The organism is Halochromatium roseum (assembly GCF_016653315.1).
GTDB lineage: Bacteria > Pseudomonadota > Gammaproteobacteria > Chromatiales > Chromatiaceae > Lamprobacter > Lamprobacter roseus.
Genome location: NZ_NHSH01000071.1, coordinates 1 through 3,081 on the forward strand (window position 1 = coordinate 1; position 3,081 = coordinate 3,081).

Here is a 3,081-nt window from a genome sequence, read left to right on the forward strand (position 1 = left end):
AGCAAGTGACTGGTAAGGCCAATACACAAAAAATTGAACGCAAGCATCTTACGCTCAGAACACGTATTAAACGCCTGGCACGGAAAACCATCTGTTTTTCCAAACTCGACGTCATGCACGATACTGTTATTGGGCTTTTTATCAATCGATATGAGTTCGGGCTTGCCGTGTGAGAAACACATGTAGAGCACTACCCACTGGCATAGGAGACTCGGTTGATTCTACAGTGCTAGATATGTCCTTGCGTTGCCGCAGAGGAGGATGAGAAGCGCCAGCGCAGTCGCTCGATTCAGCCTTGATCTGACAAGAGCGGAGCCAATTCCTGGCTGCGGAGACCATCAGGCACCGCTACGTGGCGAAACGTGCCTAAATCGATGATCTTTCACTGTCGCGGGCAAAGCCGGATTGCGTCGATGCTAGAACCATGTGGTAACGCGGGAGCGAGGGCAGCATCAGGGCGGCTGCGGCAAGTCATTGATTATATGGAGCCGATGAGCGGATTCGAACCGCTGACCTACTGATTACGAATCAGTTGCTCTACCACCTGAGCTACATCGGCGAGAGGAGGCTGGTTGGAAATTCAACCAGCCGAGCATGTTAAGAGATCAGGTGTTTATCGACAAGGGTTTTGTGCGTTCCGGACAGGGCGAAACCCGTTCTAACCGCAAATCCGACACCATGATGACATGTTATCCCCGGATCTGGTCATTTCGCCCGCTGTCAGGTATCGTGCTGGGAAAAATGGCGTTGTGAGAGAGCGGCTTGAACCTGCAAGAGATTTGAGTACGAGCGGTCGCACGCGAAGAGGAGCTGCGGTTCAAAGGCTTGCTCGATAACCATCACTATCTCGGTGCGGCGGCAAAGATCGGGCAGACGATCTGGTACGTGGCGACCTGGCGGGAGCAGTGGTTGGCGTTGCTGGTGGTGGGCGCGGCGGCGTGGAAGTGCGCGGCGCGCGACCGCTGGATCGGCTGGAAGCATCGCTACCAGTACGATCGGCTGCATCTGATCGGCAACAACGTGCGCTTTCTCATCTTGCCCGATGCGCATGTGCCGAATCTTGCCTCGCGCGTGCTCGCGCTACTTGCAGCGGCGAGTCAGCACCGATTGGCAGGCGCGCTTCGGACATCCGCTGTGGTTGTTGGAGACCTTCGTCGATCCGCGTTTTTTCCTCGACACCAGCTACCGCGCGGCCAATTGGCTGGCGGTGGGCGAGAGCCGCGGCTTTCGCCGTACCCGTGCCGGCTACAGCGAGCGTGCGCGCACGCCCAAGCGGGTGTTCGTCCGCCCATTGATCGGCAACGTGCGCGTGCGCTTATCTGCCCCAATCCTTGATCCGCGTTACCACCATGGAGCACCGAAGAGGCTGTTGACGGCTGATCACATGCGCGCACTTCCGGAGTTCTTCGCCGACATTCCCGATCCGCGCCGCGGCCAGGGACGGCGCCATCCCTTGCCCGCGGCCCTGGGCATCGCCGCTGGCGCGGTGCTGTGCGGGGCGCGTGGCTACAAGGCCATCGCCGCGTGGGCCGCTGACCTCAGCCAGCAGGCACGGGCGCGCTTTCGCTGCCGCTACCGCAACGGCCGCTACGAGGTGCCCAGCCGCACCCGCTTCCGCGACCTGCTCATTCGCATCCCGCCTGAGTACCTCGATCATGCCCTGCAAGGCTGGAACGCGCAGATGACCGGGGCCGACGAAGGGCTGGCCCTCGACGGCAAGACCCTGCGCAACGCCATTGACGAGGCCGGGCAGCAGACGCACATCCTTGGTGCCGTGGGACACCAAAGCCAGGCCTGCTACACCCAAAACAAGTCGCCGCCTTGCCCGTAGGCGCGACCGACGAGGTCAAGCAGACCAATGAGATCGGCATGGCCATCCCGTTGCTCGAATCGCTCGACATCCGCGGCAAGACTATCACCGCCGATGCCCTGCTGACCCAGCGCAAGATCGCCCAACAGGTGGTGGCGCGCGGCGCCCACGACCTCTTCATCGCCAAAGACAATCAGCCCACCGTGGCCGCCGATATCCGCCTGATGACACTGACCAACGCCATGCGTATCGACGACCAAGCTCTTGAGCGTGCTCGAGGACCGGCGCCTGCGCCGGCTCGGTGGCGAGCGCCTGATCGAGGTCGATGTGCAGATCATTGCCGCCAGCAATCAGCGTCTCGAGGAGCGCGTGCGCAGCGGCGATTTTCGCAGCGACCTGTTCCATCGCCTGTCGGTGTTCCGCCTCGACCTGCCACCGCTGCGCGAGCGCCTCGAGGATCTCGAGCAGCTGGTGCCGGTGATGATCGACGAATACAACGCCCGTTCCGGTCGCCAAGTGCGCGAGGTCCGCCGGCGGTCTACGAGCAGATGCGCGGCTACCACTGGCCGGGCAACGTGCGCGAGCTGCGTAATGTCGTCGAGCGCGCCGTGCTGCTGGCGCGCGACAGCGTCTTCCCGATCGAATGGCTGCAGCTTGGCCAAGGGGTGGTCGCGGCACCCGGCAGCGGTCCCGGCATCGAGGGCGATCGGCTGAATCATCGAATCCCCCAGCCATCCCCAGGCCGAGTGGACGTTTCTCGAGGGCTGCTCGCATCTGGAGCACGAGGCGGCCGCGCGCCCAACCTGTTCGACGGCATCACTCAAGGGCGGCACCCAGGGAGCGCTGCGATGAGCCCGCAGCAAGCCAAACGCCCCGGCGAGGTCGCCGTGGAGCACCTCCAAGCGTCAGACGCCTGGTTGCAGTACATCGGGCGCATCCATACCCCTTGGCAGCAGCGCGAGGACTGTCCGCGCCAAGGTAACCTGAACGGCCCCGAGTGTCAGATCGAGGTGTTCCAGCCCTGGGATCAGGCGCTGGTCGGTCTGCAGACGACAACCTCGCTCGAAGTGCTCTATTGGCTCCACCAATCCCGGCGCGACCTGGTCCTGCAATGCCCAACAGGACGGGAGAATCGATCACCAACCCTCGGTCAGTCGGACTGCCAGCACTGCTTGGGTCGGCGCGACGTTGTAGCGCGGTTGCGCGTCAACCGCTGTCGTTGCGAGTCCGAAATGATTGGCGAGCGTGTCAGGATCGGCGACTTGGGCGAA

General features: G+C 62.4%; 4 protein-coding genes, 1 tRNA gene and 2 pseudogenes. 5 read left to right on the forward strand and 2 right to left on the reverse strand.

Annotation, left to right across the window (positions count from 1 at the left end; genetic code table 11):
• Positions 1-173 (forward strand): IS1 family transposase (locus CCR96_RS19670; RefSeq protein ID WP_242518334.1); only part of this gene is annotated, 173 nt, incomplete at its 5' end.
• A 310-nt stretch (positions 174-483) separates the two neighbouring features.
• Here CCR96_RS19670 and CCR96_RS19675 read toward each other — a convergent pair.
• Positions 484-559 (reverse strand) — tRNA-Thr (locus CCR96_RS19675).
• 266 nt (positions 560-825) lie between these two features.
• Between CCR96_RS19675 and CCR96_RS25185 the strand changes: the two are divergent.
• Together CCR96_RS25185 and CCR96_RS25190 are read left to right on the forward strand one after the other, a co-directional pair.
• Positions 826-1,026: pseudogene (locus CCR96_RS25185) on the forward strand (Druantia anti-phage system protein DruA); the annotation flags it as partial.
• A gap of 58 nt (positions 1,027-1,084) precedes the next feature.
• Positions 1,085-1,831, forward strand: a complete 747-nt coding sequence (locus CCR96_RS25190; RefSeq protein WP_274601163.1) for a transposase family protein — start codon at positions 1,085-1,087, stop codon at positions 1,829-1,831.
• On the opposite strand, the gene CCR96_RS19690 is transcribed toward CCR96_RS25190, so the two are convergent.
• Entirely contained in the window at positions 1,798-2,148 is a 351-nt protein-coding gene (locus tag CCR96_RS19690; RefSeq protein WP_201222588.1) for a hypothetical protein, read from the reverse strand. The genes CCR96_RS25190 and CCR96_RS19690 overlap by 34 nt on opposite strands.
• Here CCR96_RS19690 and CCR96_RS25370 point away from each other — a divergent pair.
• Together CCR96_RS25370 and CCR96_RS25375 are read left to right on the forward strand one after the other, a co-directional pair.
• A pseudogene (locus CCR96_RS25370) lies at positions 2,123-2,176 on the forward strand (hypothetical protein); the annotation flags it as partial. The gene CCR96_RS19690 and the pseudogene CCR96_RS25370 sit on opposite strands and share 26 nt — an antisense overlap.
• A gap of 182 nt (positions 2,177-2,358) precedes the next feature.
• Positions 2,359-3,081 (forward strand): AAA-type ATPase lid domain-containing protein (locus CCR96_RS25375; RefSeq protein WP_476702837.1); only part of this gene is annotated, 723 nt, incomplete at its 3' end.

Bases quoted from the DNA above. Each gene is read 5' to 3' on its own strand.
- CCR96_RS19690 (WP_201222588.1), bottom strand. From the start codon at position 2,148: ATGATCTGCACATCGACCTCGATCAGGCGCTCGCCACCGAGCCGGCGC.